General features: G+C 68.5%; 10 protein-coding genes and 1 riboswitch. Of the genes, 1 reads left to right on the forward strand and 9 read right to left on the reverse strand.

The window, feature by feature from the left end; translation table 11 throughout:
• Positions 1–341: 341 nt before the first annotated feature.
• Positions 342–485: riboswitch (FMN riboswitch) on the forward strand.
• 98 nt (positions 486–583) lie between these two features.
• Complete coding sequence (gene ribB, locus ACE3TQ_RS15460; RefSeq protein ID WP_374583173.1) at positions 584–1,261, forward strand: 3,4-dihydroxy-2-butanone-4-phosphate synthase; 678 nt, start codon at positions 584–586, stop codon at positions 1,259–1,261.
• A gap of 33 nt (positions 1,262–1,294) precedes the next feature.
• Here the strand turns inward: ribB and ACE3TQ_RS15465 are convergent, their stop codons facing one another.
• The 9 genes from ACE3TQ_RS15465 to ACE3TQ_RS15505 form a co-directional block, all read right to left on the reverse strand.
• On the reverse strand, positions 1,295–2,191 hold the full coding sequence (locus tag ACE3TQ_RS15465) for an enoyl-CoA hydratase (protein ID WP_374583174.1): 897 nt from the start codon (positions 2,189–2,191) through the stop codon (positions 1,295–1,297).
• 31 nt (positions 2,192–2,222) lie between these two features.
• A complete protein-coding gene (locus ACE3TQ_RS15470; protein WP_374583216.1) occupies positions 2,223–5,804 on the reverse strand; it encodes an indolepyruvate ferredoxin oxidoreductase family protein in 3,582 nt (1,193 codons plus the stop codon).
• Positions 5,805–5,848: 44 nt separating this feature from the next.
• Complete coding sequence (locus ACE3TQ_RS15475; RefSeq protein WP_374583175.1) at positions 5,849–6,601, reverse strand: FAD-binding oxidoreductase; 753 nt, start codon at positions 6,599–6,601, stop codon at positions 5,849–5,851.
• A 15-nt stretch (positions 6,602–6,616) separates the two neighbouring features.
• Positions 6,617–7,744, reverse strand: coding sequence for an acyl-CoA dehydrogenase family protein (locus ACE3TQ_RS15480; protein ID WP_374583176.1), 1,128 nt, complete (start codon positions 7,742–7,744; stop codon positions 6,617–6,619).
• 69 nt (positions 7,745–7,813) lie between these two features.
• Complete coding sequence (locus ACE3TQ_RS15485) at positions 7,814–8,227, reverse strand: acyl-CoA thioesterase (protein ID WP_374583177.1); 414 nt, start codon at positions 8,225–8,227, stop codon at positions 7,814–7,816.
• Between the two features lie 204 nt (positions 8,228–8,431).
• A complete protein-coding gene (locus tag ACE3TQ_RS15490; RefSeq protein ID WP_374583178.1) occupies positions 8,432–9,088 on the reverse strand; it encodes a response regulator transcription factor in 657 nt (218 codons plus the stop codon).
• Between the two features lie 15 nt (positions 9,089–9,103).
• Positions 9,104–10,027 (reverse strand): CoA ester lyase, encoded by a 924-nt coding sequence (locus tag ACE3TQ_RS15495; RefSeq protein ID WP_374583179.1) that lies wholly within the window; start codon positions 10,025–10,027, stop codon positions 9,104–9,106.
• A gap of 25 nt (positions 10,028–10,052) precedes the next feature.
• Positions 10,053–10,811: an SDR family NAD(P)-dependent oxidoreductase gene (locus ACE3TQ_RS15500; RefSeq protein ID WP_374583180.1), complete on the reverse strand. Its 759-nt coding sequence runs from the start codon at positions 10,809–10,811 to the stop codon at positions 10,053–10,055.
• A 4-nt stretch (positions 10,812–10,815) separates the two neighbouring features.
• Positions 10,816–12,387 carry a 4-hydroxyphenylacetate 3-hydroxylase family protein gene (locus ACE3TQ_RS15505; protein WP_374583181.1) on the reverse strand — a complete coding sequence of 524 codons (1,572 nt, stop codon included), beginning with the start codon at positions 12,385–12,387 and terminating at the stop codon, positions 10,816–10,818.
• Positions 12,388–12,475: the final 88 nt, after the last annotated feature.

Raw genomic sequence — 12,475 nt, forward strand, 5'->3', positions numbered from 1 at the left:
CGCCGGCGCGGATGCCTGGCTCGCGGCGCGCGACGTGCAGCCGCCGAGAGGCAGGGAAAGGGCCAGCGCGGCAAGCGCGGCGGCCGGGAATACGGGGAAAAAGCGAAGCGGATCCATGGCTCTGGTTTATCGTTAATCGTGCAGTCTAGAATATGAGCCTTTGCTCATATTGTTAACTCGCATTCGCACGCGCCGCGGCGCGCGCGCAGGCTGCGGCAGAGCGGCGCCTGGCCGCCCGGGCGGCCCGCGCCGGCTCGCATCTGGCGCCATTTGCGGGCTTTCCCGGCGGCGCAAACTGGCCGATAATTGCGCCGCCGCGCCAGCGGCAAACCTACTTTTTAGTACGTCTTCAGGGCGGGGTGCAATTCCCCACCGGCGGTATGGCCTTACGGGCCGAGCCCGCGAGCGCCCGCCACTTGGCGGGGTCAGCAGACCTGGTGCGATGCCAGGGCCGACGGTAACAGTCCGGATGAAAGACGATGTGCCAAAGCGTCGACTGCGCCATTCCCGGATGGCGCCGCAGCCGTTCGGCGATCAATTCCCTGGAACGTCTTTTGCAATCTTTACCTGCGGAGCGTTTCACATGTATCTGAATATTGAATCCCCAAGCACCGAATCCAACCCGCCATACCGTCCGCAAGGACTGGCGCCGTTCGAGCAGCGCCTGGCGCGCGCGCTGGACGACCTGCGCGCCGGCCGCGCCGTGCTTCTGATGGACGACTTCGAGCGCGAGAACGAAGCCGACCTGATCGTCGCCGCCGAGAAGATCAACGTGGAAGGCATGGCGCGCCTGATCCGCGATTGCAGCGGCATCGTCTGCCTGTGCCTCACGGACGAACGCCTGCAACAGCTTGACCTGCCGCCCATGGTCGAGAAGAACGGCAGCCGCAACGGCACCGCCTTCACCGTCACCATCGAAGCCCGGCACGGCGTCAGCACCGGCGTCTCGGCCGCCGACCGCGTGACCACCATCCGCGCCGCGATCGCCGACCATGCGGTACCCGATGACCTGGCCCGTCCCGGCCATGTCTTCCCGCTGCGCGCGGTGCCGGGCGGGGTGCTGCAGCGCCGCGGCCACACCGAAGGTTCGGTCGACCTGATGCGCCTGGCCGGCCTGAAGCCGGCCGCCGTGCTGTGCGAGCTGATGAACCCGGACGGCAGCATGAGCAAGGCCGAACAGATCGAGGTGTATGCCGCCGCCCACGGCCTGGTGCAGCTGACCATCGACGAACTGGCCACTTACCTGGCGCAGAAGCAGTAGGCTGTGGCGGCGCCTGGCGGCGCCGCGTTGCGCTCAGGCGCGGCGCCGCAGCGGCTCCGCCCTGGCCTGCCCGATGAAGCGCGGCGCACGCTTCTCGGCGAAGGCGGCCAGGCCTTCGCGGTAGTCCGCGCTGTCGCCCAGCTCGGTGATGTAGTCCCGCTCAAGTTCAAGCTGCGCATCCAGCGTGTTGTTGATGCTGGCGTGGAAGGCTTGCTTGGTGCGGGCCAGGCCCAGCGTGGCGGCGCCGGCGAAGTGGCGGGCCAGCTGTTCCGCCTCGGCCGCCAGGCGCTCGTCCGCCACACATTTCCAGATCAGTCCCCAGCTTTCGGCGCGTTCCGCGCTGAGCTTTTCTCCCAGCAGGGCCAGGCCCTTGGCGCGGGCGGTGCCGATCAGGCGCGGCAGGAAGTAGGTGCCGCCGCTATCGGGCAGCAGGCCGACATGGCAGAACGATTCGACGAAACTGGCCGACTTGGCGGCGATCACAATGTCGCAGGCCAGCGCGATGTTGGCGCCGGAGCCGGCCGCAACGCCGTTTACCGCACAGATCACCGGAATCGGCAAGGCCTGCAACGCCTGCACCAGCGGCGCGTAGTAGCGGCTCACCAGTTCGCCCAGGCCGGCGGAAGCCGCGTCCTCGTCCTCGGCGCTATGCTGGGCAGGGTGGAAGTATTTGTCGACAATCTCGACCAGCTCGTCGGTCTCGCTGCCGGCCGGCTTCACGTTTTCGCTCAGGTCGTGGCCGGCGCAGAAGCCGCGCCCGGCGCCGGTCAGCAGCAGCACGCGCACCGAGCCGTTGCGCCTGATGGAACGCAGCGCGCCGCGCACCTCCATATGCATAGCGGCGGTGAAGCTATTGAGTCGTTCGGGACGGTTCAGCGTCAGTCGCGCGATGCCGTCTTCGATGGAAAACAGGATGTGTTGGTACGCCATGATCAGCTCCAGTCGGATGAGGGGGTTGCCATTACGCGCGCACCACAGGAATGCCGCGCAGGGTGCTGCCGTTGCCGGCGCTGGTACGTGCATGCTCGGCCACCAGCGGGCCGTAGCCGGTTTCGATGCCGAGGCGTTGCGCCAGTTGCGCCTGGCGCGCGGCGGCGCGCGCCACGTTGCGCAGCTTGACGTGGCCGAAGCCCAGCATCATGGCCGGCAGGCCGGCCATGGCCAGGGCCGCGTCCATGTGCTCCGGCGCCAGCTTGGCCGCGACCTCGCGCATCTGTTGTTCATAGTGCGCCGCCAGCTCGCGCTCCAGGCGGCGTTCATGCTGGTAACGGAATGGATCGAACCAGCCGCCCCGCAGGCGGCGCAGCGCCGACAGGGCTTTCAGCAGCGGCAGCATCCAGGCGCCGAAAGTGCGCTTGCGCGCTTCGGCGCCGGCCTTGCGGCCGAGCGCCGGCGCCATATGGAACTGCAGCTTGTAGTCGACGCCGGGCCGCCCTTCGAACTGGCGCTCCAGGCTTTGCACGAACCCGGCGCCGCTGTACAGGCGCGCCACCTCGTATTCGTCTTTCACCATCAGCAGGCGGGCGAAGCCGTGCGCCACGGCCCGGCTGAACGGCAGCTCCGCTGCACCGCAGCTGCGCGTTTCCGCGCCGATGACCTCGTCCAGCAGGCACTGGTAGCGCTGCACCCAGGCGGCGCCGCCGTATTCCTGGAGCTGGGCGCGGTGCTGCGCCATCAGCCCGGACAGGCTGCCGGCATCGGCCCGCGCCGCCGCTGGCGCAGCGGCCGGCGCCATCAGCTGCTGCAGGCGCTCCGGCGCGGCGGCGGCCAGGCGGCCGAGCGCCAGCGCACGCAGGTTGAGCGGCACCGCCACATTGTTCAGGCGGATCGCGCGCGTCAGGGCCGCCAGCGAGACCGGCACCCAGCCGCGCTGCCATGCCATGCCGAGCATGACGATGTTGGCACAGATGGTGTCGCCGAAGAAGTACTCGGCCAGCGCCTGGGCATCGCAGGTGGCGCTGTCGCTGCCGCCCGCCGCGTGGCGGACTTTCTCCAGCAGCGCGTCCGCATGCAGGTTGGCGTCCGGGTCGCGCACGAAGCTGGCGTTGGGGATCGCGTGGCTGTTCAGCGCCAGGCGGGTGTGGCCGTGCTGCAGCGTCTGCAGCGCCTCGGGGCTGGCGGCCACCACCAGGTCGCAGGCCAGCAGCAGGTCGGCCTGGCGCACATCGATGCGCACCTGGTTCAGGTCGGCCGGCGATGCGGCGAGCCGCACGAAGGACAGCACAGCCCCGCCCTTTTGCGAGAAGCCCATGAAGTCCAGCACCGAAGCCTGGCGCTGTTCCAGATGGGCGGCCATGCAGACCAGCGCGCCCACCGTCACCACGCCGCTGCCGCCGACGCCGGTCACCAGCAGGTTGTACGGCTGCGCCAGCGGCGGCGGCGCGGGATGCGGCAGCAGGGTCGCGGCCTCCTCGAGCTGCTGCATGACGCCGGCAGCAACCCGGGACTTGCGCGGCACGGCGCCGACCACGCTGACAAAGCTGGGACAGCTGCCGCCCTGGCAGGCGAAGTCCAGGTTGCAGGAGGACTGGTCGATCCTGCGTTTGCGCCCTTGCGGCGTCTCCGTCACGCCCACCGACAGGCAGTTCGACTTGGCGCCGCAGTCGCCGCAGCCCTCGCAGACCGCTTCGTTGATGAACAGGCGGCGTCCCGGCGTGCCCGCCTTGCCCTGCTTGCGCAGGCGGCGCTTCTCGGCGGCGCAGCCCTGGTCGTAGATCAGCGCAGTGACGCCCGGGATTTCGCGCAGCTCGCGCTGCAGCGCATCCATCTCGTCGCGGTGGTGGAAGGTGGCTTGCTGCGGGAACTCGCGTTCGCGCCCTTTGTACTGCTGCGGCGCATCGCTGACCACGGCCAGGCGCTTGACGCCTTCCGCCACCAGCTGGTGCGCCAGGCGGGGCACCGGCAGGCTGCCGTCGATCGGCTGGCCGCCCGTCATCGCCACGGCGGCGTTGTGCAGGATCTTGTAGGTGATGCTGGTGTTGGCCGCTACCGCCTGGCGCAGGGCCAGGATGCCGGAGTGGAAATAGGTGCCGTCGCCCAGGTTCTGGAAGATGTGCGGGCGCCGGGAGAACAGCGCCTGCGCGGCCCAGTCCACGCCCTCGCCGCCCATCTGGATCAGGCCGGTGGTGTCGCGCTCCATCCACGATGCCATGAAGTGGCAGCCGATGCCGGCGTGGGAAATCGAGCCTTGCGGCACCTTGGTCGAGACATTATGCGGGCAGCCGGAGCAGAAGTAGGGAATGCGGCGCACGCCGTCGGCGGCGTTGGACAGCGGCGGCGCCGCCAGCGCCCGCGTGAGCAGGGCGCGCCGGTCATGCGCGGGCAGGTGGCGCGCCAGCCAGGCGGACAAGGCCGGCAGCAGGCGCGAGGGACGCAGCTCGGCGTCGTCCGGCAGCAGCGCCATGCCATCGGCGTCGCGCTTGCCCAGCACGCGCGGGCGGGCGCTGTCCGGCCGGTTGTACAGGTGGTCCTTGAGCTGCTGCTCCACCACGGCGGCCTTCTCTTCGACCACCAGGATTTCCGACAGGCCGTCGGCGAAGGCGTCAAGGCGGCCGGTCTCGAGCGGGTAGCTCTGGCCGACCTTGTAGATGCGCACGCCGGCTGCATCGAGTTCGGCGGCCGTCAGTTCCAGGCGGCGCAGCGCTTCCAGCAAGTCGAGGTGGGCCTTGCCGCAGGTAACGATGCCGATGCGGGCGTGCGGGCTGCGCGCGATCCATTTGTCGATGCTGTTGACGCGCGCGAAGGCGCGCGCGGCGCGGATTTTCTCGCTCAGACGCAGCTCGATCTGCGGCCCGGGGAAGTCCGGCCAGCGGTTGTGCAAGCCGCCGGCCGGCGCCACGTAGTCGGCCGGCGCGTTCCAGCGCGTGGCAATGCGGTCGAGGTTGACGGTGCCGGCCGATTCCACGGTTTCCGAGATCGCCTTGAGGCCGACCCAGGCGCCGCAAAAACGCGACAGCGCCCAGCCGTACAGGCCGAACTCGATCAGCTCGGCAACGTTGCACGGGTTCAGTACCGGCATATGCCAGGCCATCATGCTCGGGTCGCTGTGGTGCGACATCGAGGACGAGACGCAGCCATGGTCGTCACCGGCCACCACCAGCACCCCGCCCAGCGGCGAGGAACCATAGGCATTGCCGTGCTTGAGCGCATCGGCCGCGCGGTCGACGCCGGGGCCTTTGCCGTACCACATGGCATACACGCCGTCGACCGCGCGCTCGCTGTCGCTGGCCAGGCGCTGCACGCCCAGCACGGCGGTGGCGCCCAGTTCCTCATTGATGGCGGGCAGGAAGCGCACCGCGCTTTCCTCCAGCGCCTTCCTGTTCTTCCACAGCTGCTGGTCGACGGCGCCCAGCGGCGAACCGCGGTAGCCGCTGACGAAGCCCGCCGTGTTCAAGCCGTTCTCGCGGTCCAGCTTGCGCTGCATCAGCAGCAGGCGCACCAGCGCCTGTGTACCGCTCAGGTATATCTGTCCCGAGGCCGCATGCAAGGCGTCGCTAAGCTGGTAGCGCTCGTCCACGGCGGCGACGGCCAGTTTTTCATTCATCTTGCCCATGTGTTCTCCAGGTTGTAGCGGGGAATGCGCGGCGCTCAGTCGCCGGCGGTGCGGATGCGCTGGCGCGGCAGGCCGGCTCGCTGCAGCAGGCCGGACAGCTCATCCATCATGGCGGGCGAGCCGACCACCAGCGCCAGGTCGACGCTGTCGAGGTCGACCTCGCGGGCGCAGATGCGCGCGAGCGTGTCCTGGTCCAGGCGGCCGTGGTAGAGCGGCAGGCCGGCCGGTGCGCCCGGCCGCGCGCAACTGAACACCAGCACGCAGCGCAAGCGCTCGCCGAGGCGGCGCCGCAGCTCTGCGAGCGCCGGCAGGAACAGGGTTGACGCGTGGTCCTGCTCGCCGATCAGCAGGGTGAAGCGGCTGCGCGGTTCGCTGTGCAGCAGATGCTTCAGCAGCGAATACAAGGCGGTGACGCCACTGCCGATGCACACGCCCAGGTAGTGCCGGCGCCGCGCCGGCTCGGCGGCCACGGTAAAGGCGCCGGCCGGCGGCGCCACCGGCAGCTCGCTGCCGGGCGCCAGCCGGTGCTGGATCCAGGCCGCCATCGCGCCCTGGCCGTGCTTGATGGCCACCTGCAGCGGCGCTTCGTGCGGCGCCGAGCAGATGGCATACTGGCGCTCCAGCTGCTCGCCGCCGACGCTGGCGCGCAGCGTCAGGTACTGGCCGGACTGGTAGCGGAAGGCGCTGCGCAGCCGCTGCGGCACCTCGAAGGTGAGTACGCTGGCGCCAGCTTCCGGCGCCACGCCACATACGCGCAGCGGAAAGAACAAGCGGGCGGGGCTAGGCATGGGAAGCGCCGCAACTTACTTGCCCAGCCGCACAAGCTGGTTGTAGATGTTCTTCCGATGCATCTCTTCGGTACCGCCGACGCTGGCAAAGCCCAGGGCATCGCGCGCCAGCCTGGAAATGCCGTTGTTGTGATAACCGATGCTGCCGTACAGCTTGACCAGGCTGATGGCGCCGTTGATCAAGTCTTCCGCACCGACCAGCTTGGCGGCCGAACAGGTCAGCAGCGCTTCGCGGTCGCCCGCCATCAGCTGGGTCAGCGCGCCGTACGCCAGCCAGCGGCCGCGCTCGGCGCCGATCTTCAGGTCGGTCAGGCGGCGCTGCACGTACTGGTGCTCGGCGATGCTGTCCTGGAAGCTGCTGCGCTGGCCGGCGTACTCCATGGCATCGGCCAGGAACGGCGTGACCAGGTGTGACGCCACCAGGCCGTAATACAGGCGGCCCAGCGAGATGATGTCGATCAGCTGCTGCAAGCCCTTGCCCGGCTTGCCCAGGATTTGCGAGGCGGCCACCGGCACATTCTCGAAGTGCAGGGCGCCGGTCGGCAGGTTGCGGTTGCCCAGCTTGTCGTCGGCCTTGCCGATGCGCAGGCCGGGTGCGTCCTGGTCCAGCAGCACCAGCGAGATCGCGCCTTCGTCGTTGGCGCGCGCCACGATCAGCATGAAGTCGACCACCGGTGCGTGCGCGATATTGAATTTGCCGCCGTTCAGCACATAGCCCTCGCCGGCCGGCGCCAGGCGCGTTTCGATGCTGCGCACATCGGTGCCGGTACCCGGTTCGGCGATGCCGGTCGACGACAGGTCGCCACGCAGGATGGCGGCGAAGTATTTGTCCTGCTGCGCCGGGCTGCCGTAGTTCACCAGGGCGCGCACCAGGCCCGCCTGCGCAATGACCGACAGCAGCAGCTCCGGCGTGCGGATGCTGCTGGCCAGTCCTTCCAGCGCGGCGGTGAAGGCCCACCAGTCGGTGCCCGTGCCGCCGAAATTGGCCGGCACGATCAGGCGCCACAGCCCGGCGGCGCCGAGCTGGCGCCAGCCGTCGTGGTCAAAGCCCTCCGGCTGTCCGGCGCGCGCCGCGAGTTGGGCGCCCAGCGCCGCGTAGCTCCCGCGCAGGGCGAGCTGTTCCTCAGTCCATTGCAACATCATGATAAGTACCTGGGTGGTTGATCGTGGAATGGCCGCCGGCGCCCGGCCGGCGGCTCGCTGCGCCGGCGCTTATTCGCCCTGGTAGGCGGCGACCTGCTGCTTGAACTGCTCGGGCACCAGGGTGGTGCTGTTGGTGGCGTAGTCGAACATCACGTGGGTCGATGCGCCTTTGGCGACGATGGTGTTGGCTTCGTCGTTGCGGCGCATGATGTGCTCCATGTCGAAGCTCTTGCTGCCGAAGCGGGTCACGCGGCTGCTGACGGTCAGCATGTCGCCATACATTGCAGGCTGGGTGTACTCGCAGGAAGTCTTGACCATGATGTGCGGCAGCTTCTCGGTCTTCGGGATCTGCAGCACGTCGAACATGTAGCCCAGGTAGGCGTGCTGCAGGTAGTCGTAGTAGACCGGGCTGCTGACGTGGCCCATGGAATCGGTGTCGCGGTACTTCACTTCGATGGTGGTTTGAAAACCGTCCTTCTTCATGCTTGGCTCCCCATTTCTTGGTGATTGATAGACGCTTTCAGCGAAAGCATGAAGCCATTTTATTGTTGCAAATAAGAGTAGATAAATACGTAAAATTAGGTATGGCGCCGCTGGCCGCCCGCGCTCAACCTGGGGCCGGCCCATAAAGAAAAACCGGCGCCGTGCCCGGGGGGCAGCGGCGCCGGCGAGCTGGCGGACCGGAGGTCAGGTGGAGAGCAGGCCCTGCAGGCGCGCCTGGTACACCGCTTCGGTGCGCGATTTGGCGAACAGCTTGCCCGAGATGTTTTTCAGGTGCGTTTGCACGGTGCGGAAGGAGATCGCCAGCTGGCGCGCCACTTCCTTGTCGCTGCTGCCTTGCGCCACCAGTTCCAGCACGGTGGTTTCGCGGGCGGTGAGCACGCTGGCCGGCGCCACGCCCGGCCTGGCGGGCGCCGGCCGGTCGCCGCGCGCACGCTCCAGGATCATGCGCGCAATGTCCGGACTGATGGGCGCGCCGCCGGCGTGCAGGTCGAGCACGGCGCCGGGCAGGCTGGCCACGGCGTTCGGGCCGCACAGGTAGCCGGCGGCGCCGGCGTCGATGCAGCGGTGCAGCACCGCGTCATCGCACAGGCGCGACAAGGTCAGGATGCCGCAGCCGGGGTGGCGCGCGGCGCAGGCTTCGACCACCGCGATGGCGCGGCCGTCGGCCAGGTCCAGGTCGACCACCAGGATGTCCGCTGCGCTGTGCTGCAGCCAATCCAGCGCGGCGCCGCTGCTGTCCAGTTCAGCCAGCACCTGCAGGCGCGGTTGGCTTTCCAGGACCAGCTTTTGCGCGTCGCGCAAGCGTGGGCAATCTTCGACGATGACGATGCTGATGCACATGATGCGCTCGCAATGTCAGCGGTAGCCGCGCTCAGGCGGCCGCGAGGCCTGTCGTGCGCTCAACTGGGCATGGCGTAGCAGCAGCCGCTGTGCCGCCAGGTAGCTCGGCACCTCCACCACCAGGCCGTCGACTTCGGCGCGCATCAGGCCCTGCCGGCGCGCCGCCTCGAAGGCGGCCACCTGGCGCTGCGCCAGCGCGGCCTGCTCGCTGGTCGGCGTCAGCCAGCGGTTGGCCACCGCCACGTGGCTGGGGTTGACCACCGCCTTGGCCTTGTAGCCGATGCCGTGGCCGGCGCGCATATCGGCCTCGGCCCCCAGCGCGTCGGAGTAGGTGTAGGGGCAGTCGATGGCCAGCACGCCGGCCGCCGCGCATTCGAGCAGGAAGCGCGAGCGCGGATAGTGCAGTTCGGCGCCGTTGCGGCTGCGGTCCGCGCCCAGGTCCGCCACCGTATCCTCGGTCGCCACCAGCATGGCCTTGATGCGCGGGCTGGCCGCTGCGATCGGGATGGCGCGCACGATGCCCAGCGCGGTTTCGATGTTGGGCACGATTAGGGTGGCGCCGTGCGCGATGCCCAGTTCCGCCTCGAAGCGGCTGATCTCGCGCTCGAGGGCCGCGACCTGCTCCACGCTTTCCACCTTGGACATCATGACGATATCGGGCCGGCCCGGCATCACGCCGGCCAGGTCGGCCAGGCCGCAGCTTTCGAGCGGGTTGATGCGCACGGCAGGCACCACGCCGCGTGCGCGCCATTCGGCGTAGGCCCTGGCCGCCAGCGCGCGCGCTTCGGCGCGCCGCTGCGGCGGGGTGAAGTCCTCCAGTTCCTGCACGATGACATCGGCGCCGCAGGCGGGCGCATCGCGCAGGACGGACATGTCCATCCCCGGCACGAACAGCCAGGAGCGCAGCAGGGACAGGGGGTTGTCGGTTGAAATTGCCATGGTCTTTTTCTTTTCCTTGAATGATCTAAGCCATCGACAGGCCGCCGTCGACCGCCATGGTGGTGCCGCTGACAAAGGAAGCCTGCGGCGACAGGTACCAGGCGATGGCCGCCGCCGCCTCTTGCGCGCTGCCTTCGCGGCGCAGCGCGGTCAGGCCGTGCAGGCGCTCGATATGGCCCGGCGCCGCGGTGGTGGCGTCCAGCATGGGCGTGCGGATCAGCGCCGGCGCCACGCAGTTGACGGTGATGCCGCGCGGCCCCAGTTCGCGCGCCAGGGTCTTGCTCATCGCCACCACTCCGCCTTTGCTGGCGGCATAGGCCACGGTGCCGGCCAGGCCGCCGCCGCGCAGGCCGGCCACGCTGGCGACGGTGCAGATGCGCGCACCGGCCGCCATGCGCGCCGCCGCTTCGCGCACCGGCAGGAAAGTGCCCAGCATATTGATGCTGGCCATCTCCATGAAGCGCTGCGCCGAGAGCTCCATCAGCGGCGTGGTGTCGACCACGCCGGCACAGGTGGCCAGCGCATCGATGCGGCCGCGCCATTCGATGACCTGGCCGACAATGCGCTTCACCTCGGCCTCGTCGCACAGGTCGAGCGTGAAGCCGCTGTGGCCGGGGCCCAGTTCCCGGAGCAGCGCAGCCAGGCGCGCGCCATCGCGGTCCAGGCCGGCGATGGCGTAGCCTTGCTGCGCCAGCAGCCTGGCGGTGGCGGCGCCGATGCCGCTGGCGGCGCCGGTGACCACCGCTACCTGGGCGCTGGCGGATGCCGTCATGACGTGCGCCATGGCCTTAGGCTCCCGGCGCCAGGGCGGCGGCCGGCGCCGACGCGGCCTTCAGGTCGGGCGCGATCCAGCCGTTCAGGTCGTACTCGGCCAGGCAGCGCTCGACGAAGCCCTTCATCTCGCCCACCAGGCCGGTGCCGTTGGCCACGGCCAGCGTGTCGAGGCGGCTCTTCTCGTAGCTGCCCGAGTAGTTCAGCTCATACAGCTCGTGGCGCGAACCGAATTCGGAGCCGACCGCATCCCACAGCAGCTTCATCAGCTTGACGCGCTGTTCGGCATCGACGCCGTCGGCGCCGCGCACATAGCGGTCCAGGTAAGGACGCAGTTCGGGCTGCAGGAAATCGTTGGCGTGCGACGGCAGGTAGATCAGCGAACTGGCCACGTTCTTGCGGATCAGGTTGATCACGCGGCTATAGGCGTCGCCGGCGCTGGCGCGGTAGGCCAGGGCCGACTCCAGGTTCGGCAGCACGAAGTCCTCGACCCACGGCTCGGCCTTCCAGGCCATCGAGTCGGACAGGCCCCACAGCATGTGGCGCAGCGCGATCGCTTCGCCCAGCGCCCCCTGCACGCCCTGGAAGCCCTTGGTGCCCGCCATTTCCGTGGCTTTCAGGAACAGGCCGCAGATGAACTCGAACTTGACGGCCAGGCGGGTGCAGCCGTGCATCAGGGTGCGGCCGAAGAAGCCCGAGTGCTCGATGAACTTGTTCGACATTTCCACCCCGTACATGAACACGTCCTTCCACGGGATGAAGACGCGGTCCAGCACCAGGATCGAATCGTTTTCGTCCATGCGGCTCGACAGCGGGTGGTCGTACGGCGCCCCGGTGGCGGCGGCGGCCAGCTCGTAGGACTTGCGGCAGATCAGCTTCACGCCCGGCGCATTGGTCGGCACCATGAACACCGGCGAGTATTTCTTGTCCGCGTACATCACGTTGTAGTGGGCCACGAAGGTGAAGTGGGTCAGGGCGGCGCCGGTGGCGACCACCTTGGCGCCGCTGATCACCAGGCCCTCCGCGGTTTCCTCCTCGACACGGATGAAGACGTTGGACTGGTTCGGGTCCAGGTGGCGGTCGACCGGCGGGTTCACCACCGCGTGGTTGATGTAGGGCAGGCGCTCGCGGGCGAAGTCGTACCAGCGCACGGCGTTTTCCCTGTATTCGCCGTACAGGTCGCGGTTGGCGCCGAAGGTGCCGATCCAGGCCGCCTTGAAGTCCGGCGTGCGGCCCATCCAGCCGTAGGAGATGCGGGCGCTTTCGGCAATCGCGTCGCGCGCCTTGATCTGCTCTTCCGGCGAACGCGGCGCCTGGAAGAAGCGGTGGCAACGCAGGCCGCTGCCATTGTCGATCTCGGTGGTCAGGAGCTCGCGCTTGGCCGGATCGTGCAACGAATCGTAGAAGCGGGCGATCATGCGCACCGCATTGCGGAAGGCCGGATGCTCCGCCACGTTTTCCACACGTTCGCCGTTCAGCCACACTTCGCGGCCGTCGTTCAGGCTGGCCAGGTATTCGGCGCCGGTGTACATGGCGTTGTCGGCAGCGCGGCCGCCGCTCGACGGCATATCTTTAAAATCGACTTTCATCAAAGGTTCCCCTTGTAGATTGGTAGTAAATGATTCTCATTCACATAAAAAATTATAACTTGTGCAATACGGTTTGATTTAGTGCTTT

The sequence above is a fragment of the Pseudoduganella sp. genome (assembly GCF_041914865.1).
Lineage (GTDB): Bacteria > Pseudomonadota > Gammaproteobacteria > Burkholderiales > Burkholderiaceae_D > Rugamonas.